Genomic DNA, 19,110 nt, shown 5'->3' on the forward strand with positions numbered 1-19,110 from the left:
AGCAGCGAATCGTGTTGTCCACCGCTCGTTTCGCAATCTTTTTTACTCGTCCTCTCGCGGCTTCTGGCTTCTGGCTTCGCAAGCGTTCTAAGCACATGGGGAGGCAGTGAGAAAGGGGTGCAAGCATGGAGCAAGCGATGCTCGACCTCGCGCGGGGTAGTCAACCATGTTCGCGTTACGCTTCTTGCATTTTGCGCACAGGAACCCTCCGATCGCGAGTTCAGTGCGACGCATTCCACGCCAAGTCTAGATACGCATCGTAGCTCGACCCTATGACTGCAACTCAGTTTTCCACGACATTTGAGTTTTCGGCGTGACCCAAATGCGGTTGGACTCGTTTCACATTCTCCTGCAACTTGTTTGCCCAATGCGCCGCTTCGCCTGGGCCGTATGAGTAGAAGCCTTGACCGCTAGCCGCGCCACATGCCCCCTGCTGAACTAAATCCTGAATCAATTGAGGTGGCTGGGTCGCCTGGCTGAGCTCAGGAAAGAGTCGTTTCATGACTTCGGCATAGGCAGCCAGTCCAGTCAGGTCCATCCACCGAAAGGGCCCCGCGACATCCGCCCAAACCGAAATCGCATTGACGAACGATCGATCGATTGTCTCGATATCGGCAACCCCGTTCTCTAACAACCAAAAAGCCTCGCGGTACATCGCATAAGCCAACCGATTCACAATGAACCCTGGTACATCGCGGCGGACCAAACTCGGGTCTTTACCCAACCGTTTACCCAATTCCATGGTGATATCGGTCGTCGCATCATTGGTCTGTTCCCCGCGAATCACCTCAAGGAACCGCGTCAAATGGCAGGGCTCGGCCCAGTGCATTCCGATCACTCGCTCTGGATTTTCAAGCGGCTGTTGAATCACCGTGATCGGCAGCGCCGAAGTATTGCTGGCGATCGGAGTCGTCACAGGAACCAATGACTCCAGCTCTTTCAACACACGTTGCTTGAGCTGCAAATCTTCCGGCAAACTCTCCACAACGTAGTCGCAGTCCGCCAAGGCCTCCAAGGTCGACGCCCAATGAAAGTGATTCCGCCAATGCGCCGAGTTCTTCATTTCACGCAGCGCGGTCTCGATATGTGATTCGACCTCCGTCGTAATGTCCGTTCGGGTATCAAACGCGATGACGGGTATTCCACGCGAGAGGAGGGCCGCGCAGATACCGCGTCCCATCAATCCGAGACCGATCACGCCAACAAGTTGCACGTTCATGTACTTGGTTCCGCTTAAAGGTTCAATCGTTTCAAAGAGTCACGATGAATCATGTCATGTAGACACTTCTCGTTGAGTCGCGGGAGCGCCGTGCCTTCTAACATCGAGTTCAGATTGCAAAGTCCCGCAATCGAATCGTTGACGTTGGTGAACGGGTAATCGGTGCCGAACATCAATTTGTCCCATACACCGTATTCTTGCACCAACATCAGTGATTGATAAAGTTGGAACGGACGATAGTACAACGCCGAAATATCCGCGTAGACGTGTTGGTGTTTACGAATCACCGCCACACACTCGCCTTCATAAGGATGCCCCAGATGGGCCAGGATCATACGTTGTTCGGGAAATCGCATGGCTACCCGATCCAACAGTCGCGGCAGGGTAAATTCCAGCGGCGCCTGGGCGATAAAGGTCGTCCCGGTGTGCAACAAAACCGGCAACCCATGCTTGGACGTGTATTGCCAGAACGGTTCGAGCGCTTCGCTATCGGGCGCAAACCCGGAATACATGGGCATCAGTTTGACCCCACGTAGCCCCAGCGTTTGGTGCCCATGCCGGAGTTCGTCCATCCAGCCGGATTGTGTGGGATCGACCGACAAAAATCCAATCAAGCGATCGGGATGTTTCGCCACATAATTGGCAACCGTCTCGTCGTCCACCCACAACCCCGAGCGTCTCGCCTTGCCGCCGAAAACAATCGTGGTCACGTCGTCAGGCGCAGTCGCTTGGTAATCCTCAAATCGAACGGTCAAATCGACTTCATCGCCACCGCGTGCCCGCGCCGCTTGTTGTCGGAAAATATCGTCGAAGTGGGTTGGATATTCCCACACATGACTATGTACGTCGATGATCATTTGTTCTCCAAAGTGTCACAGAGTAAATCGAACAGACGGTCAACCTCAGCGATCGTTTCCGCATCGAGGCGGTAAGCCTGCGGACCGCGGACGATCGTATTGCGAAACACGCCTTGTCGTACCAACAAATGTTTTTCAATCGCCAGAAAGGCATCCAAGCTGTGCTGCGCCGCCACAATCGCCGAGATCGGTAGCGATAACTGATAAATACGCTGGTGATCACCGCTTTGGAGCGCTCGATACAACGCGACCACACCGCGAATCAAATCCGAGCCGGGCATGGTTCCGACAATTCCGCGACGATAGCTGTCGACTAATGCGATGCCGCCGGTCCCCTCGAAAATCCGAGCTTGAGAATCAGTCGCGTCGCGAAGTTGCGAAAGCCGTTGTCCGATCGGTGGGGCTTCTGGTTTGAAGTAGATCTTCTCGGGACCCAATCGCTGCAGCAGTTCCGCCTGCAGTTCGATGGACAGCGGCTTGCCCACGTAACCGCTGGCGTCCTGTACGATCACGGGCAGCGAAGTGGACTGGGCGATCGCTTCATAATACTTCAACAGCTCGTCGCCCAACGCACCCACCGCAACCGGTGGAATGGCCATCATCGCGGTCGCTCCTACTTCCTCGGCATGGACCGCGTTCTCTCGAGCAATGTTCGTCGACTCGCCACCAACACTGAGTACAACGGGCCCTCGTCGGTCCATCACTCGACAAACAAAGGCAGCAAGTTCTCGGTTTTCGGTATGGCTCAACCTCAGGACTTCCGAGACCATCGCGACGACGATCCCATCGGAACCACATTCGAGCAACCACTCAATCTCTCGCTCAAGTGTGTCAAAGTCGATTTCACCTGATTCAAAATAGGGCGTTTGTAGGACAGGCAACACGCCCTGAAGTGGATGTTGATGATCGTTCATGATGTCATGCCGCGAGTGTCAATCTCCATCGCGGTCAAGCTGCCATCCAACGTCTGGAATTGCATTTGGGTTTGCAAATTGACACAGGGACAAATATGGTTTGGGATGATCGTAACCCGTTCACCAAGGGCGGGCGGATTTGCGCAATCGCTTAGATCGAGTTCACCGTGTTCTTCGCTCAGGCGTGTAATGCGTGCCGCTGGGTACTCCAGACAGTGGCCGAACCCGGAGTCCGGCTGTGTCACATTCCGGTCATTCGTTAAGGTCTTCGAGCCGGCATCAATCACGGCCTTCCCAGAAACCGCCGTACTGACGATGGTGCACACGATGGCAGCGCCGCAATCGCGCAAGTCACAGAAGCCCGCCCGAACCGTGTTCATGTCGTTGAGTATATGGGTGCCGGGCCGAATTTCTGTTTGTGAAGAAACCCAGTGAGATTGGTACGCCGTCGGCGTGGAGCCCCCCGAAACAATCGATGCTTGGAGCCCAGCGGAACGCCACAATTCAATCACCTCGCCCAGACGCTCGTCCACTTCCTGCAACGGAGCCTGCTGCTCCTGGGCAGGTTCCCAGATATGTCCCGGATAGAAAAAGATGCCATCGAGCCGAAGCGGCCCCTCGTAGCGAGCCACCGCGGTTGCAAGTGCCAACGCCTCTTGCGCTGTCGATACCCCGGTACGATTCATGCCCACGTTGACATCAACCAAGACGCCCACGCACGAGCCTGCCGCCGTCGCAGATTCTGCCAGCGAATCGATCCCCTGCAAGGAGTCCAACGCAACTCGCATGGTGTGATTTCGTGCGAGTTCCGCAATCCTAGTTCGGCGTGACAAATCGATCGCCGGGTAAGCGATTAGAATGTCATCACAGACCTCGGACATTACCGCCGCCTCGCCGACCTTGGCCACGGTCAAACCACGGCACCCCGACTCGAGTTGCATGCGAGCGAGTTGTTGCGACTTATGCGTCTTGGTGTGCGGGCGAATGGCAATCTTGTGAGAATCGGCATACGTTTGCAGGCGACTCAAGTTTTGACGAACGGTATGCTCGTCGATCACCAAGCTTGGTGTTTGTGTAACGCGTTCTTTGGCATTCTCGAAAGTGTTTACCATGCGGTCCATCCTCCATCGACGACGAGATTATGTCCGGTGACATAGCTCGACGCATTACTAGCCAAAAAGACCGCTGGGCCGACAAGCTCCTCCGCCCGCCCCATCCTGCCCATTGGCGAATGCTGCGATAGATTTGAAACCAGTTCATCGGCAACCGTGGGTGCCGGGAACGGCCCCGGAGAAAGACAATTCACCCGTACTTTGTCAGCGGCCCAATAGACCGCCAAGTGCCGCGTCATGTGAATGATCCCGCCTTTGAGCGCATGATATGCCACCGGACTGGCCGGTCCGATTCCCGCATAGGCATCGGGATAAGAGCCAACCAAACCATACATTGATCCGAGAAAGATGACGTTGCCGCTCGCGGAGCGAGACACGACGTGCTCTCGCAACAGCCGCGCCAACATGAAATACCCTGTCGCATTTCGCATCTGTTGATTGAACTCATCGTCGGTCACTGATTTCCAGTCCGATGCCGTTGGTTGATGTCCATTGGCAATCAACACATCGAGCGTTCCTACTTCGGCGACCGCCCGCTCGAAGCCGTTTTGCAACGAGTCCTGATCGAGATGATCAATCTGGGCCGCCACATGCCGCGCGCCGGATGGCGATGGCAATTCGTCGGCAACAGATTTCGCCGCAGCCATTGTCCGGCTGCTGACAACCAATCTGGCCCCGGCTTCGGCCAGTCCATGGGCCAACGCACGGCCCAGGTGTCCGGTGGCCCCCGTCAGTAACACAGTCAAACCGCTGAGATCGAAGAGTTTGGTTTCCGCTTGCATGATCATTTCTCACATTGGTGGTTGATTGCTTCCCACTGGCCGCCCCGCCAGCTCGAAATCGCTGCGACATTCATGCGTAAGGTTTGCAGTCCTTCCTGCAAATCACACAGTGGTGCTGCTTTGCCTTCGATCGCATCCAAAAAAGCATCTGCCTGACGCACAAACAACTCATCTCGCAGCAAAGGTACTGGCAGAGAAAAATCACGCCAATCGGTATCCGGTGCGGTGCAAACTCGCCATCGTTCACGATGATTTTCCATTCGCAACTGGCCTCGTTCACAAACAACCGTCATCGTCATCTCATTCGCTGGCTGATGTTGATTCAAAACATAACTGGCCATGACTCCATCGCGATGCCGGGCGAGGGCGTGCACCGTATCCTCGACTTCCACTCCATCGAGTACTTGATGATCCGCATCGACGACAATTTTCTCCATCGGTCCTACGAGAAACTGCCCGACATTGAACACATGTGTCAAGGCATCCTGAATGGCACCTCCACCCGATTCATGGCTGCGATAATAGGTCTCGCGATAGGCGGGGCGGTACGTGGGAAAGTGCTGACCCCCATACGCAATGAACTCCAACGGCTTACCGTATTCGCCCGATCGAATTGCATCTCGCATTTGCACTAGCAATGGATTGGCTCGATAAACATAGGCCACCGCAATGACCTTGCCATGTGCTTCGGCAGTGCGTGAAAACGCCTCTGCCTCTGCGACATCAACCGCCAACGGTTTCTCGATCAACACGTTTATTCCACGTTCCAGCATCGCTTGGGCATGAGTCAGGTGCTGTGGCGCCGTCGTTGCAATCACCGCTGCATCGAACTGATCCCAGTCAGAAATCTCATCCAACGACGCGAACGAACGAACGTTGGGATAGAGCGATTCGATTTCTCGTCGGATCTCTTCACGAGGTTCGACAAACGAAACCGCGGTCCGTTTGGTATCTCCGAAGCAACGGATATGGCGATGGCCAATCGAGCCGGCACCTATGACGATGACATGGTGTTTCATCTGTGTCACGAGACCACCTCGCAGTCTTGCGCCGCTGGCTGTCCGTTGTGCTCACCGGAACCCTGTTTGGAAAACGTTTCGGCAATATCCGCGTGGGCGATCGCCCCCGTGGTGGCCGCCCGTGATACCCGCACCCATTGAGATGCTTTTTCGAGACCGCTCGAGTGATGTTTCAGGTCCATCCAAATGGCATTGAATCTCATCCAACTGGCCATCTCAAACAAACGGGAAGAACCAAGATGCAGAGGCCCCCTGAAAACGGGTCTGCTAGGTCGGATCGTATCAAGTAGTTTACGGTCGCGCATTGAATATGCTGTTCTCGTTAAGAGTTAAGTTGTGCCGACAAGTTGAAATGATACCGAGCGATACTGAGGGCAACCAGCCTGATCGCCACCCACGTCGCCGTGGGAGCAACCCACAACCTCGACGCTGACAAAAATGCGACGAACCAACCGGCCACCGTGCCCGCCAACATACCAATCATGACCGAGGCTCTGCGTGCGAACGACCATTTTTTGCGATGTGCATCGTTCGGCTTCCATCGTCCTACGAAATCCATCGTCAAGCATCCTACGAGTGAGTTGATCCTACTGGTCATACTGCTCATGGTGGCTGCTAAGATCGCAGCAAAAAAAAATCCCTGGTGCACCAACAGGAAAGTACGTTGCGACAAAAGTGGAAAACACACGATCTGCGTTCGTAGGCGGTGCTTGGTCAACGACCATCTCATACCAAACGGACAAGGCGAGCCCCGGCAATATCAAGAGGGTCAAAACAAGCATCACGCTGCACAAATCCAAAATGAACGACCGTCGTGCACTTCGTTCCTCTTCGGACACTCAGTAACGCTAATACGACATCAACGCTAATACGACATCGGGTCCGCAGTATCCAGTGCTAGATTTGCCGTTAGCATGCCCGCCAATATCGACCAAACCGTAAACGTCGTCGGCGGATCCATTGCACCCACGCTAGGCTGGGTGGTGAACTCAATCGAAACGTCATCGTGCACAACCCACTTTTGGAACACAGCCCAAGGTATTCCCAGTGCTGAACGCCAAGGTCAGTTCCCGCACCTCGCGTGAATCGATCGCTAACTCATTGCGCCGCATGCGGGTTAACAATTCGATCGCCTGTTTACCGAGCGAAAGCTCATCAACCGTGACCGACGCCAAATGACGCGACAGCCCGCCGCCGCGAAAGACACCGCCGACACCGACGACCGAAATGTCCTGAGGAACGCGTAGTCCACGCTGAGCTAACAACACGTAAAGGCTTTCGGCCAACGAGTCGAACGAACAAAAAATCGCAGTCGGCGGCTGTTCGGACGCGAGCATCTTGTCCAGCGCGGTGGCACTTTGCTCCGTCACGCTTTGATAGTCTGTCGCTGCGCAGCCTGACGCCGTGAAAACGGTGATCGTAGCATCGCTGCCGAGTGACTTTCGCAAGCCTGTCTCATAAGCCGCCGACGCTTCGGTGACCCCGTTACTAAAAAACGCCACCCTGCGATGTCCAGCCTTGCGTATCTCCTTACCAGCGAGTCCCCCCACCTTTTCAAACGGGATTGAAATCAAGGGTGATTCCGTGCCCAGCACCGGACGCGAACAACACACCACAGGAATGTTATGCTTTTGCAATTGCCGGATGTGGAACGCAGGCGTTGCCGCGGAGGTCGTTGGCACGATCGCGACCCCGGCGACTTTAAGATCGATCAACTGCAAGACAATGCTGGCCTGCTTGTCCAAATTATTGTTCGAGTTACAGACGATCACTTGATTGTGAAACGCTGCGGCCGCTTGCTCAAAACTCCGCTGCAGCGATGGATAGAAAGCCGTCTCCGTCTCAGGAACTACGAGCGCGAACAACTCCCGCGGCTTGCGCAGACGCTGCGACGCCTCCTCGTGAATGAAGGTCCCTTTGCCATGAATCCGCCGCACCAAGCCATCTCGTTCCAAGGCGGCCAAGGCTTGCCTGACCGTGCTACGAGCCACCTGCAGAGTCTCTGAAAGACGCATCTCCGATGGCAACGCAGCCCCGGCTTGGAGTTCACCGGACTGGATCTGCGAAATAATCAAGTCGCGAGTCTGTTCGTGTTTGGGTGGCGTCCCCCCCGCCACACCGGAGTCGTCCATCGAACTGCCACCTGAACTCGTAAACTTTGCCATGACGATCTAATTGACCTGAATTAGGGTACGCACCTTTGCGGTACTGTACCTGGGTTTCTCACCAACGCCTATCTGGATAGCGTTCGAAGAGTCGACGTCCCGACGAACTGGCGTAGCGGATCTCACGAAAGATTCCCGAACACGAGAGTTCTCGCCAGACACGCTACCCCTTTGGGAGTTTTGCTCTTGCGTGGCTCCCTAATGTGCGCGTCTCCCTATTGACTCGCCGCCCGTCCGAACTGAATCGAGTAGAGATCCGCGTTCTTCATCGAGAAACGCAATCGAACGGTGCGGCCCTGAAGTGCGTCGAGGCCAGTCCCCGCCTGCCATGGCACCGGATGAGCAATCTCGTCCCCTGTGATCCATGCGGATTCGGCCAACATCTCCCCGCTAGGCGACTCCAAACGCACGCGAATCTGTCCCCCCTCTCCTGTCTTGAAGTTAAGATTCAACGGCATGCCACTCAGCGTCAGAGGCTTGGTCAGCAAATCACCGCCCTCCTCACCAGCGCGAACCGACACGAGTCCATCGACGCGGTACGTAAACCGACGCAGTCGACTATCGGGCCCCTGGTAATACGCTTCAGTCGCGTAAACCGACCACTCACGGTCATTGGCGTTCATCGAAACCAATCCATTGGCCATGTAGTTACTACGATTGCCCATGCGATCCTCGGGAGCCGTCCCCGGAATAACCGGCTCATCCCAACGATTAAAACGAACTCCATCGCGACTGGACATGAACAGCGGTTCGACACGTTGCCCTTCGTGCGGAAGATAGCGAGTCGGGAAACCAATGCGAATGTGGTCCGCTCTCGGATAAAGTCGAATCGCGTTGGTATACAACTCCTGCACGGGTGAACCTGGATATGTTAGCGGCACCGGATCGGACCAATGGACATAATCCGTCGAGTGACACATTACGATCGTTCGCTTCCCCTTGGTGAATGTGCGGTGGTAATCGACATAACGTTTGTGGAACGAATCCCAAAACGCGAGATTCTGGGAATCGAAAGCTCCCTGCGTAATCACCGCATGGTCTTCCATCAACGTCCAGTGAATCGCATCCGCAGATTCAAACACGTACAACCCATGTTTTCCTCCCGGTTTGCCTTGCGAGATATGACCGCGCGAGATCCCTTTGTATTTTGATTCGGGCGGACAGTCGGGGTTCGTATCTTTGAAAGCGACAAAACAGTGAGTGCCGAGGCCCTCTAAGATGATGTTGTTGTGCTTGGATCCCTGGAATTCAACGATACCGAGATCAGGTTTTGTCCAATGGATGCCATCGGTACTCTCGGCATAACAGGTGAACTCGGGATGCTCGGCATTCCCATTCCCTTTGCCCGAGTGCGATCCCCGGTAGTACATCCGATACCGATCATCGTCTTGGAAAATGGTGTAGTACGCACTAGTGTTTCCCTCCCACGGCTGATCGGTGACCAGCACGACTTCGCGTGGCGTCGGTTGCTGCAATTGCTGATGCACATCGCCACTCATTTCCGAGATCAGGAAATCGTCGATCAACGGCTCAAGACGCGACCCGATCGCTATCGGCTCCGCAGCGTTAGAGGCGGTGACGAAGCCGATCACCAGAACCAGCGTGAGACAACGAACTAAGAACACCATAGGTACCACCGGCAGCGTTAGAGAAAAGGACAAGTGACCATCGAAACCCTTGACGAGATCCATTACGACAACGACCTATCAAGCGGTCCTTATCAGCTTACGAACCATTATCGTTCACAGCATCCGAGGCGTCGCTTCCAGGGATCTTCACCTTGGCAAGGTAGATGCTTGATTTACCCTCGTGCGACGAATAGTAACTGACATACAAGGTGTCCCCCTGGATCACAAAACCGGGATAAGAAGTGTCACCTCCTGAGGGCAGCTTGAGGGCTTCGCTTAACTCCGCCGTCTCGGGATCAACCCAAAACAGCGACGTTCGCACTTTGCCGTCGTACAAACGTCCGCCAGCAAGCAGTCGGCCATCGGGCACTTGGATCATTTCAGGACCACCGATGGCGCGATCGGCGACTTTCCACTGCCAATTGTCATAAGGCGGCGTGGCGACTCCCAATTGGGCCGGTCCTTTGCAGCGCAACAAACAGTAGGCTTTGTCGCTGTCCCGATCAAAGACAATCACACTCTCATTGGGATAGGGGTCCTTCACCCCCAGGTTCTCGACGAGAGTATCAAAGTCCGTCCCCTGCTGGGTCGAGTACAGCCTGACATACCTCGGATTTTTAGTGCGATAGCCGATCGAGTAGCCGACATCCTCATGAAACACGATCCCCCATGCCCAGATATCCGCATCGCCGACATCGTGCGGTCCATCCCAACTCTTTAAGTCCTTGGTAAACCAAGCGTGTGACTGATGACTTTGCTTGGACTTGTCAAACAACTGAGTCGCGGTCAACAGCATCAATCGACCGTCGGGCATCAAGGCAAACTTGGCGTCGCGAATGTCTCCGCGCTTCTGGTCATCGATCACGCCCGCCGATTCCCACTGTTGTGCGTCGCCGGAGACAATCACGCGAATCCGAGAGTCCTTCACACCGCCCGTGTGCGATGGTGCCTCGCGAAATCCACAAACCCATTTTCCCTGATAGCGGACCAAATCGGTAAACGCGTTGTGTGGCCCCGCATCCCAGATCTTACGCGTTTCGACTAATTCCAAATCGCCACCCGATGCACCACTGCCCACTGAAGTCGCGAGCAGCATCGCTAGCGCGCAAACGGGAATCAAAGTTGCTCGATACATTCCATTAGATCCTTATCAAAGTTGTCAATTTAAAATTACGAAGCTAGCCTAAGTCCTTCACTTCTCGATCACCAATTCCAGCGTGTCATCGCCACCTTCGGGGATGGTCACCTTCAGTGGCGATGTATCAACATTTGCATATTTGGCGGGTATCGTAGCCGCCTGGCTGCTGTCTTCACCGTCGAGCGGCGGCGGAACGTCAATCGTCACCACGTGCTCTCCGATGACGGCGCCGTCGTCGCTTCCGTAGGTCGACAATGAAAAACGCCCTTCGGTGTCCAATCGACTTACGCCGGGGTTCCCTTCACCGCTCGGATGAAACGTGACCGTCCCCTGAGTGAAGGGCTGGCCGTTGTACAGCACTTGCCCACGAACCGTCGCAGTCGCAGGTAAATTTGGATCCCGCGATGGACCGCAACCAACCATCAAGCAGCCCAAAATCATGGGCAAGAAAGCCGATGCGCCTCGCGACGTGGGCGTCATTCTCGAGATTGTCTTAATCATAGCGCAAACCCTCCGATCGGCTTACTGTCTTGGGGATGCCCCAGGTTTTGGTAAAGCACGAGATCGATCGATTCAGTGACAAACTGAACACTTGCGTCGACCATCAAGAAATGAGCGCCGCCAGGGTGGCGACTATTGGCGGTGAGGTTATCTGACCACCCATGTTCGGCCGCCGTCCGCTGGCTGCCCCCGCTGTAAACACGATGAACATAGTTGACGCCACGCTGGGTACTCATCGGACTGGACCAAGCCATCCAAGTCGGCCAAGCATACCATTCGGGGGAAATCTCCCCGACGAACAGGACGTTTGTGGTCCCATCGAGGACATCTCGTATTTTTAGCGGAGCTCCCTCCCGACGATCGAACATTCCGTGCGGATAACTGCTCGTCGAGAACGGGATATCAAACCCGTTGCCTTGAACCCCTTTGTAGTGCGTTACGCCAACTGGTTGATCCCGAGGATTCGAGGAGTGTGGATACGCCCAGTTGCTCCACAGATACTGATTGCCTGACTTGGTTACCCCACCGTAAGGATCACTAGGGCAGAGGTACGCTGACATCGGTTGGCGAGCGAGATCCAAATTTGATGGCGTGCCGACCGCGCTACTAACCGGTCGGCTGAAGTCAATCTGCTCATACACAGCGGACTGCTCAATGTATGGCAAAATTGCCGCCCGCCAACTGATCGAACTCGATGCATTCGGGCTACTGACACTTTGATTGGGGTTGGCTCCCTTAGTCACCCACGCTTGGTTCTGCGGGAACGAGCCAAAACTATCGTGGTAGTTGTGCAACGCTAGCCCCATCTGCTTGAGCTGATTGGAGCATTGCATCCGCCGAGCGGCTTCACGAGCGGCCTGCACCGCCGGCAGTAATAAACCAACCAAGACGCCGATGATGGCGATGACGACCAACAATTCAACCAATGTAAATCCGCGGTGAACAACTCGGCGATTAAGAAAACAACGCATAACGGCTCTCCTATGTACCTAGGAACAGATTGACGTCGCAGACGGTCACGCTAACGAGCTTAACGGCCCCCCACCAGCAGGTCAACAAGTTCGCACCAATCCCAGGCCACTTTATCCAATTGTTGCGGTTATCGTCTCCTTTCGAACACGTGGCACCGATCGCTTAGTGGCAAAACCACACCGTGAAAGAACCTCCGGTTCTTACGGATTGTCGATTCATGAAACCGACGCGAACGCTTTGAATCCGTGTGCATCGCAAATCGAGTACGTTGAGATCCACGCAATAAATTGCAGTGTTTTTCCCAGGAGCGCATCGAATAACGCGACTTCAAAACGTTCGCGTCGGGCAGGGACTTGCGAGCTGAAGAACGCTCGCAGATCGCCCCCTCCCCTAAGCGAGGTAAGTTGAATCATTCAAGGCTATTGGACAAACAACCTTCGCTGTTGTCCGTACCTATTCCGTGCGTCTTCGCCTGCCGTTGGGATCCAGCGGGAGCAATCAACGCATTGTCATGACGTTTTCCTGGCTTCGACAAGGGTGTCCGCATGTGCCGGTGGGACGCCCGAAACGTGCTGACGAAGCGGGTGGGATCGCTCACGCTCTGAACCGTGGCCCACGCCAGGGACGGTCTCTTTCGCAAGCCGCAGGACGACCACGCCTTTGATTCGCCCTGGCCGATTCCCAGGTTGCCGAATGGGTCGGAGCGCGCCCACGGATCACTCAAGGACGATGAATGAAAAGCGGTTCGCGGGAGTGTCGAACCGAGTTCGCCCTACGGTCATGAATCTTGCGCCGAGTCATTCGCCAGACGTCTGGAACACGTTCTGGCGAACGAAGGTGCATCTCTCGAGCCTACCTAAAGACTAAAAATGCTTGCATGTGCGGTGTTTCATGAACAGCTAGGAGGCTGTTGAAAAACGAAGCTCTCCGCACAGGTGCACCCGCCCACGTAAGATTGGTAATGGTAAACGCAGCGAAAGGCATCGATCGAGCAACCGCCGCCCCCTCATCTCAATTCGTCCCGTAACAGTTGGAGCGTCAGGAACTGCTGCATATCGGTACCGCCGGTTTTACGATCGCCTCGATAGCGCAGCTCCGACTCGACTCCGAGTGACTGCAACTTTCGTTGCAGCATGAGGCCGGACACCGCTGAATGCGTGGGGTCAGCCTGGCTTTCGCCAGCAATGGGATCTTTGTCCTGTTCCGGGAATTCCATAAAGATTGGAGGGTCGTCATTGCTGACGTGCTCGATCGGAGAATAACGTCGGATGTGCGGAAGAAGCGAGTCTCGTGCGGCCAGGAACGGCGCGAACGCATCCGGCCGGGTCGCACCCGGAAACCCAAACGCTCTGCCCCCGTACTCGTAGTTCGGAATCCATTCTTTCAACTGCAGTGGGTCGAGAGACGTTTGCGGTGCTTTTCCCGCGGCACACCAAAGTCGCGTTGATTCGCGGGCAATGAGATCGTCACTGTTCGCCTCGGCCATGTCGTCATGCAGGGCTAACCACAGCGAGCTGCACCCGCCAGCACTGACGCCGCAGGCACCAATGCGTGCTTTGTCGATCCTCCACTGGCTGGCGTTGGAACGCACAAACTGCAGTGCTCGTGCGGCATCATTCAATGGCCATTGCACAGGCGGGCTGACGTCTGCGGCACTGGCATCCTGCAACAGTCGGTAGTTCACCGAGGCGACGGAAATGCCCGCGTTTAAAAGGGCACGCACATCGAGGTGTTGATGAATATCGGTCTTGTCCTGTGCTGCCCAGCCACCGCCGTGGAGATAAAATACAAGCGGTGTGGGGTTTGGGACTGGCGCCAACCAGAGATCCATCGTTTGACGAAAATGTTCTCCGTAGGGCATGTCGGTGAATGTGGCGGGTGTGGCATCGGCCTTGGCCGTTGCAAATCGTTGCTGTACGGCGGCCGGCGGCATCCATCCGTTGGGGCGGACTTCGTTCGGTTCGTAGCCGCAGGTGATGAAATAAAGTTCCGTCTTGCTGGCCTTCGTAGGGGGCACGTTCACGTGCACTTGCGTGAAGCCATCGGCGAACCAAGTTTCATAACCATCCGTGGCGCTGGGTTTCAGGGCTTGTCCATTTAGCTGTACGTCGAGCTGAGATGGATTACGGTACGGCAGTCGCAGACGGAAGCTGATACCGTTTTCAATCCTCACATCGTCGGTATCTGTTGCGGCCAGCAGCTGCGAGCGCGGGGTGCCCATGCCCAATTTGAACTCCGGGCCCGCTTCGATGAAATTCCTAATGTTCCCCGCGTCAGCACCGAAATGGTCGTGCAGATTAAGCTGCAACTCGCGAAAATCAGCGGCGGCAACGGCCCGTTTCGCCGCAGCCGTGGTCGTACAAACCAGGCTCTCGCGCCCCACAGTCTGCGGATACAGGAATCCGAGCGAGAATTGGGCTTGTTTGGACCACAGTTCAACGCGGCTCTTGCGGCGCTGGGCCGCCGTGTTTCCATACGCGGTCACAAAGTGCCCGACGAAATTCTTTATTCGATTGACCGGATAGCTTGGCTGTCGCTCGTCATTCCAGACATTGTTTCCAATGCTTAGCAGTCCCTTCATTCGTGCGACGATGCTTTGCTCCCACGCCACCTCATGAGTGCTGAGCATCGTGTGGTATTTGGCATAGGAATAGTGCTGGGAATAGAACATTGGCTTTCCTTGCCACAATCGTTTCGACAATGGATCGAGTTCCGTTCCCCAGAAGGTGCGCTGCGCATCGGCCTCAAATCGATCCGAGGGGAATCCGGCTGCGTTGCCCGCTTCGATCATGGCTTCGGTGACCCGCCAATCCCAGGGCCGCAATGCATTGTTGGAATAAGCGCTTCCCGTAATCTCAGTCATAATTTGACCGTGATAGGTTCGCCGCGTGCCAAGTTGATCAGGCGAGTATTCCTGAAGCCCGGTGCCATGAAAATCAGCGTGAACCTCCGGTTGATATTCGTCGACCACGGAAAGCACGGCCATCAGTTCCGGTGCATCCTGCGGATTGCGTATCGTGAGCGTTTTCACATCCCAGAGTTTGCCCTTTCGATCCAGTCCGGCATACGGCTCGACGCCGTGTTCATTACGCCAGCGGTCGGTGTGAAACAACGATAGAGGGTTCACAACCGGCATGACGAGAATGATCTGTCGGCGGCGAGTCTCCGCTGCGAGTGGGTCACCGCTCAACATCCACTCGACAAACGCCATGGCTCCCGAGGCCCCGGTTCGCTCCGGTCCGCAATGTAAAGTGGTGATCAGGCAAATTTGTTTGTCTTCATCGGACACGTCACGATCCGTAATTTTGACCAGATAGACAGGCAAGTTCTGCCCGCTGAGCCCCCGCGACTCAAGCGTGACCCACTGCGGGTAGGTGGTTTGCCAAAATCGCAGGGTGCCTTCATATTCATCCATCGTCAATCGATGCATTGGTGCATAGCGAATCTGCTTGTCCTGAGCCTCGGCGGTCGTCATACAGAACACGACGAGAAACGGGATCCCCGCCGTCAGCAGCCGCGGCACGAAGCGTGGCTTTTGCACAGAATCGTTCGAACTCATACTGATGCCTTCTTTCCTGGGAGCGACCAAAGGTGTCAGAGCGCTCAATGGAATCGCTCAATGGAATCGCTCAATGGAATCGCTCAATGGAATCAACGCTCAATGGAATCAACGCTCAATAACGAGTATTCCGCCCGCGGTACCAGATTAAAACGACGCGGAAGGCAACACAGGTTTCAGGAGCGAATAGCGTTGGCCACCGCGTTTCAGCTATTTTCTGCGCATTGCGTTGCAGATCGCGTTACGATTTGATCTCACTCCACTTCAATTCGTGCGGCATGAGCTGCTTCTGGATCGAGACCGCAGCGGCCAATCCCGCCGCCTCGCCCATCGGGACGGAGTTACCGGTCACTCGGTAACTGGAGTGGGCAATGAAGTCGCCGCTAATGCAGCGACCGGCCAGCAGCAGTCCATCAACATCCTCGGCAACCAGCGCGGGATAAGGAATATCGTACGGTTGATGCCCCCCCTTTTTGAACTCGCGATTGATCTCTTTGTTTCCATGCGCGTTCAATGCGTGCACATCGATCGGAAACTTCGCGGTACAGACGGATTGCTCATGCTTGAGACCTGTGGCCAGATCATTGGCTGTGATTTGGTAGCGACCGCGAATGCGTCGACCTTCGCGGATCCCGATCTGTTCAGCGGTCGCAACGACGGCAATGTCTTTCCATACACCCCCGATGCGGCGCAGCCCGTTCACAAGATCATGGATCTCGCGACGGGCACGGATGGTCGACTCACTAATCGCGTTTGCGTCGAACGCGGAAACACCGTACTCGTGATTCGTCATCAGCGAAAAGACGCCACTGTGCAAATGACGTAACGTTGGCGCACGGTAGGATGGCGTCATCCCATGTTCTTCCATCAACTTCAGCAGCAAGCGTTTTGCCGACGAGGCGGTTTCCCGAATGTAAGGCCGCACCGCATCCGCATCGATGCCGGTCAACAGCGCCATCATCGACATCGGTTGACATTCACAATCCTGTCCCACGCCAAGTTCGAAACGACACCCTGCATGGGCCGCCAAGTCGCCATCACCGCTACAGTCGACGAATCGCTCAGCCAGCCATGCTTCGCGTCCCGACTTTGATTCGGTCAACACGGCCACGACGCGACGGTTAGAGTCCGTGACGGCACCGACAAGCCGCGTGTGCAAGCGAATCTTCACGCCCGCCTCGACACAAAGTTCTTCCAGTACGAGTTTGGCGATTTCAGGATCGTAGACGGTGCCGTCGGTCTGCTTGGCCACCGAACTGCCTTGGGCTGCGAATCGGTTTAGCAACTCGGGCATGATCCCCGACTTATTTTCCGCGTCAAGGATCTTGGTCAACAAGCCCGCCGTCCAGACGCCGCCCAGACAGCCTGCGACCTCGATCAACTGCACGGTCGCCCCAGCACGCGCCGCCGCCAACGCCGCAGCGATTCCAGCCGGACCACCGCCACAGACGAGGACATCCGTTTTTCCCACCACGGGAATCGATCGCTGTTCCTCGATCAAATGCTGGGCGTCCGCGGAAAGCTCCGCCTGAGTCTGCAACACATCGCCGCTGAGTGGATTCACAACGCGGGTGGCCTGCGCCGTTTCCGCCGCCTGAGTGTCAGCGGATGCAAGCGAGGCAGAGACAACCAAGCCGCCTGCGGTGGCTTGCAGAAAGTTTCGGCGTGAGGGAACTCTACGGTCCATGAATCATCCTTCATCGTTGGGGCTTGTGTATCGCGCGTAACGCAATGACGAAATATTATTTGGGTCGCGTCACTCGACAAGTGTTTCCACCACCCCTGAAAACGAAAGCCATGTTGAACTTCCGCTACGCTAGAACCTGCGTATGATTATCCCGAATCATGATGCATTGTCCTGCCAATTTGTAAACGGATGTGTGCGTTTGGCGAGCGGCAACTGCACGACTTTCCCACCCTCGACATGCGAGGCGTACGCCCCGTGAACCATCTCGAGCGTCGCTCGGCCATCAACATCACTACACAGCGGAGGCCGATCCTCGTTGATCGCAGCGAGCAGATCACGCACCGCCAAGATATGATGGGCAACCTGATTGACGATGTCGGGGATCGGTTCCGTTTTGCCGATTCCGGCGCTGCTGATCGGAATCCACGGCCGCGGTTTTGATGCGGGTTGAAAGGGATTCGCAGGGATAAAGTGGGCGATTGGCTCACTATCCATACGCAAATCGACGATCCCTTCGGTGCCAATCAATTGCAAACCGAAGCCAGCCGCACCGACGCCATGATTACGGATCGAGTCAAAATAGACGGGCATGCCACTTTCGGTTTCGTAACGCGCGTGCAGGCGATCTCCTGCGATTGGGCCATTGCCCTCGTTGCCTTGAACAATATCGCTAGGGGTCACAAGTTCGTGCCCCTTCATCATGACTGCGGAACAGGCGGTCACGTTACCGGCGAAAACAGGGACGAGATTAAACAGGTGCGTGCCGAGCACCCATAGATCCTGACATCCTCCGCGTGCGTCTTCCTTACCACGGCAGCGAATTTCCAACGGTTTGCCGATCGCTCCCGCTTTGATCGCCGCTTGGGTCGCCACGAGCGCCGGGTGGTAGCGGTTGCGGTGGGCCAGTGCCAATTTTGTACCACTCCGCTCACAGGCCGCGACGATCGCGTCGGCTTCCTCGAGCGTGCGGCAAAACGGCTTCTCACAATAGATTCCCTGTGCTCCCCCCTCGATCGCCGCCATGATCATCTCGTGATGCTGGTCGACGTGACGAGCACAAACCGCGACGATGTCGGGACGGATCTGCTTGATCATTTCTCGGTAGTCTGAAAACGCATGCTTGGCTCTCGTTCTTTGCTGCTCACGTTTCAGACCTTCTTGATCCACATCGGCAACCGCGACGATCACCGTTTCGCTAACGTTTAGCCAAGTCGTGCTTAAACCATGTCCAAATCCACCTCGCCCAGTGTGCCCGATCGCCGCGACTCGCAAGCGATCGGCTTCGGGCGCAGCGGAATCAGCGGCGGCCAAGGAGAGCGCTGGTGCGAGTGCGGCGAACGTGCCAGCGGCGGACACGAAGCCACGTCGATTGAGAGTTGGCGAAGCAGATCGCTCAGTGCGCTGAAAATATGCATCGCCGCACTGAACGCGTGTATCGTCCGATTCTAGTGAGTGAGCGTCCAGCGACGTGGCACTGCGACGCTTGGATTCGGTGGCACGCGGTATTGGTTGCAATGTCATTGTTAGTGATCCATGTCAAACTTGTTTGTCGATTGC

The 19,110-nt window shown here is 55.7% G+C and carries 16 protein-coding genes; all 16 read right to left on the reverse strand.

All coding sequences use genetic code 11. The annotated features are described in order from the left end of the window. Nucleotides 1-283: 283 nt before the first annotated feature. Nucleotides 284-1,219 carry a 3-hydroxyacyl-CoA dehydrogenase family protein gene (locus tag Pla52o_RS07950; RefSeq protein ID WP_146594036.1) on the reverse strand — a complete coding sequence of 312 codons (936 nt, stop codon included), beginning with the start codon at nucleotides 1,217-1,219 and terminating at the stop codon, nucleotides 284-286. Nucleotides 1,220-1,233: 14 nt separating this feature from the next. Further along, nucleotides 1,234-2,076 (reverse strand): amidohydrolase family protein, encoded by an 843-nt coding sequence (locus Pla52o_RS07955; protein WP_146594037.1) that lies wholly within the window; start codon nucleotides 2,074-2,076, stop codon nucleotides 1,234-1,236. Beyond that, nucleotides 2,073-2,990, reverse strand: a complete 918-nt coding sequence (locus Pla52o_RS07960; protein ID WP_146594038.1) for a dihydrodipicolinate synthase family protein — start codon at nucleotides 2,988-2,990, stop codon at nucleotides 2,073-2,075. The genes Pla52o_RS07955 and Pla52o_RS07960 overlap by 4 nt, the downstream gene beginning before the upstream one ends. After that, nucleotides 2,987-4,102 carry an alanine racemase gene (locus Pla52o_RS07965; protein ID WP_197169089.1) on the reverse strand — a complete coding sequence of 372 codons (1,116 nt, stop codon included), beginning with the start codon at nucleotides 4,100-4,102 and terminating at the stop codon, nucleotides 2,987-2,989. Before Pla52o_RS07965 ends, Pla52o_RS07960 begins: the two co-directional genes overlap by 4 nt. Continuing rightward, nucleotides 4,096-4,884 carry an SDR family oxidoreductase gene (locus tag Pla52o_RS07970; protein ID WP_197169090.1) on the reverse strand — a complete coding sequence of 263 codons (789 nt, stop codon included), beginning with the start codon at nucleotides 4,882-4,884 and terminating at the stop codon, nucleotides 4,096-4,098. Before Pla52o_RS07970 ends, Pla52o_RS07965 begins: the two co-directional genes overlap by 7 nt. Before the next feature lie 2 nt (nucleotides 4,885-4,886). Beyond that, nucleotides 4,887-5,903 (reverse strand): Gfo/Idh/MocA family protein, encoded by a 1,017-nt coding sequence (locus tag Pla52o_RS07975; protein ID WP_231612181.1) that lies wholly within the window; start codon nucleotides 5,901-5,903, stop codon nucleotides 4,887-4,889. A 5-nt stretch (nucleotides 5,904-5,908) separates the two neighbouring features. Then, a complete protein-coding gene (locus Pla52o_RS27370; protein WP_146594042.1) occupies nucleotides 5,909-6,106 on the reverse strand; it encodes a hypothetical protein in 198 nt (65 codons plus the stop codon). A gap of 119 nt (nucleotides 6,107-6,225) precedes the next feature. Further along, the gene (locus tag Pla52o_RS27865; RefSeq protein ID WP_146594043.1) at nucleotides 6,226-6,633 is read right to left on the reverse strand and encodes a sodium:solute symporter family transporter; all 408 of its coding nucleotides are present in this window, start codon (nucleotides 6,631-6,633) and stop codon (nucleotides 6,226-6,228) included. A gap of 271 nt (nucleotides 6,634-6,904) precedes the next feature. Next, on the reverse strand, nucleotides 6,905-8,068 hold the full coding sequence (locus tag Pla52o_RS07990) for a LacI family DNA-binding transcriptional regulator (RefSeq protein WP_146594044.1): 1,164 nt from the start codon (nucleotides 8,066-8,068) through the stop codon (nucleotides 6,905-6,907). Between the two features lie 215 nt (nucleotides 8,069-8,283). Further along, complete coding sequence (locus tag Pla52o_RS07995; protein ID WP_146594045.1) at nucleotides 8,284-9,759, reverse strand: hypothetical protein; 1,476 nt, start codon at nucleotides 9,757-9,759, stop codon at nucleotides 8,284-8,286. 34 nt (nucleotides 9,760-9,793) lie between these two features. Further along, nucleotides 9,794-10,831 (reverse strand): exo-alpha-sialidase, encoded by a 1,038-nt coding sequence (locus tag Pla52o_RS08000; protein ID WP_146594046.1) that lies wholly within the window; start codon nucleotides 10,829-10,831, stop codon nucleotides 9,794-9,796. Nucleotides 10,832-10,888: 57 nt separating this feature from the next. Next, complete coding sequence (locus Pla52o_RS08005) at nucleotides 10,889-11,335, reverse strand: hypothetical protein (protein ID WP_146594047.1); 447 nt, start codon at nucleotides 11,333-11,335, stop codon at nucleotides 10,889-10,891. Further along, a complete protein-coding gene (locus Pla52o_RS08010) occupies nucleotides 11,332-12,306 on the reverse strand; it encodes a DUF1559 family PulG-like putative transporter (RefSeq protein WP_146594048.1) in 975 nt (324 codons plus the stop codon). The genes Pla52o_RS08005 and Pla52o_RS08010 overlap by 4 nt, the downstream gene beginning before the upstream one ends. 1,007 nt (nucleotides 12,307-13,313) lie before the next feature. Next, nucleotides 13,314-15,866: an alpha/beta hydrolase fold domain-containing protein gene (locus tag Pla52o_RS08015; RefSeq protein WP_146594049.1), complete on the reverse strand. Its 2,553-nt coding sequence runs from the start codon at nucleotides 15,864-15,866 to the stop codon at nucleotides 13,314-13,316. A gap of 241 nt (nucleotides 15,867-16,107) precedes the next feature. Beyond that, nucleotides 16,108-17,553 carry an FAD-dependent oxidoreductase gene (locus tag Pla52o_RS08020; RefSeq protein WP_146594050.1) on the reverse strand — a complete coding sequence of 482 codons (1,446 nt, stop codon included), beginning with the start codon at nucleotides 17,551-17,553 and terminating at the stop codon, nucleotides 16,108-16,110. Between the two features lie 156 nt (nucleotides 17,554-17,709). Then, on the reverse strand, nucleotides 17,710-19,074 hold the full coding sequence (locus tag Pla52o_RS08025; protein ID WP_146594051.1) for a Gfo/Idh/MocA family protein: 1,365 nt from the start codon (nucleotides 19,072-19,074) through the stop codon (nucleotides 17,710-17,712). Nucleotides 19,075-19,110 lie beyond the last annotated feature (36 nt).

This window comes from Novipirellula galeiformis, assembly GCF_007860095.1.
Lineage (GTDB): Bacteria > Planctomycetota > Planctomycetia > Pirellulales > Pirellulaceae > Novipirellula > Novipirellula galeiformis.

Excerpts from the sequence above, each read along its gene's own strand:
- Pla52o_RS27865 (WP_146594043.1), bottom strand. The coding sequence starts at position 6,633 with ATGAGATGGTCGTTGACCAAGCACCGCCTACGAACGCAGATCGTGTGT.
- Pla52o_RS27370 (WP_146594042.1), bottom strand. The coding sequence starts at position 6,106 with ATGAGATTCAATGCCATTTGGATGGACCTGAAACATCACTCGAGCGGT.
- Pla52o_RS07950 (WP_146594036.1), bottom strand. The coding sequence starts at position 1,219 with ATGAACGTGCAACTTGTTGGCGTGATCGGTCTCGGATTGATGGGACGC.
- Pla52o_RS07965 (WP_197169089.1), bottom strand. The coding sequence starts at position 4,102 with ATGGTAAACACTTTCGAGAATGCCAAAGAACGCGTTACACAAACACCA.
- Pla52o_RS08015 (WP_146594049.1), bottom strand. The coding sequence starts at position 15,866 with ATGAGTTCGAACGATTCTGTGCAAAAGCCACGCTTCGTGCCGCGGCTG.
- Pla52o_RS08020 (WP_146594050.1), bottom strand. The coding sequence starts at position 17,553 with ATGGACCGTAGAGTTCCCTCACGCCGAAACTTTCTGCAAGCCACCGCA.
- Pla52o_RS07960 (WP_146594038.1), bottom strand. The coding sequence starts at position 2,990 with ATGAACGATCATCAACATCCACTTCAGGGCGTGTTGCCTGTCCTACAA.
- Pla52o_RS08025 (WP_146594051.1), bottom strand. The coding sequence starts at position 19,074 with ATGACATTGCAACCAATACCGCGTGCCACCGAATCCAAGCGTCGCAGT.
- Pla52o_RS07970 (WP_197169090.1), bottom strand. The coding sequence starts at position 4,884 with ATGCAAGCGGAAACCAAACTCTTCGATCTCAGCGGTTTGACTGTGTTA.
- Pla52o_RS07975 (WP_231612181.1), bottom strand. The coding sequence starts at position 5,903 with ATGAAACACCATGTCATCGTCATAGGTGCCGGCTCGATTGGCCATCGC.
- Pla52o_RS07990 (WP_146594044.1), bottom strand. The coding sequence starts at position 8,068 with ATGGCAAAGTTTACGAGTTCAGGTGGCAGTTCGATGGACGACTCCGGT.
- Pla52o_RS08005 (WP_146594047.1), bottom strand. The coding sequence starts at position 11,335 with ATGATTAAGACAATCTCGAGAATGACGCCCACGTCGCGAGGCGCATCG.
- Pla52o_RS07955 (WP_146594037.1), bottom strand. The coding sequence starts at position 2,076 with ATGATCATCGACGTACATAGTCATGTGTGGGAATATCCAACCCACTTC.
- Pla52o_RS08000 (WP_146594046.1), bottom strand. The coding sequence starts at position 10,831 with ATGTATCGAGCAACTTTGATTCCCGTTTGCGCGCTAGCGATGCTGCTC.
- Pla52o_RS08010 (WP_146594048.1), bottom strand. The coding sequence starts at position 12,306 with ATGCGTTGTTTTCTTAATCGCCGAGTTGTTCACCGCGGATTTACATTG.
- Pla52o_RS07995 (WP_146594045.1), bottom strand. The coding sequence starts at position 9,759 with ATGGATCTCGTCAAGGGTTTCGATGGTCACTTGTCCTTTTCTCTAACG.